This window comes from Mesorhizobium sp. M8A.F.Ca.ET.181.01.1.1 (assembly GCF_004792025.1).
In the GTDB taxonomy this organism is placed as follows: Bacteria; Pseudomonadota; Alphaproteobacteria; order Rhizobiales; family Rhizobiaceae; genus Mesorhizobium.
The window spans coordinates 1-326 of record NZ_SRTV01000164.1; the positions used below are offsets into that span (position 1 = coordinate 1).

General features: G+C 63.8%; 1 pseudogene. It reads left to right on the forward strand.

The window, feature by feature from the left end:
* Nucleotides 1-224: pseudogene (locus EN824_RS36615) on the forward strand (polyribonucleotide nucleotidyltransferase); the annotation flags it as partial.
* Nucleotides 225-326: the final 102 nt, after the last annotated feature.

Below are 326 nucleotides of genomic sequence, written 5' to 3' on the forward strand. Positions count from 1 at the left end.
TCAACGGCCCGGTCGGCGCAGCGCGCGTGGCTTACATCAACAACGAATACGTGCTGAACCCCACGCGTGCGCAAATGAAGGACTCGGCGCTGGACCTCGTGGTCGCCGGTACGGAACGCGCGGTGCTGATGGTGGAGTCGGAAGCGCAGCAACTGAGCGAAGAAGTGATGCTCGGCGCCGTGGTGTTCGGCCACGAGCAGATGCAAGTGGCGATCGACGCAATCCACGATCTGGTCCGCGAAGGCGGCAAGCCGGAATGGGATTGGCAGCCGGCCGCGAAAAACGAGCCGCTGATTGTCCGCGTAACGGAACTGGCGCAAGCCGAC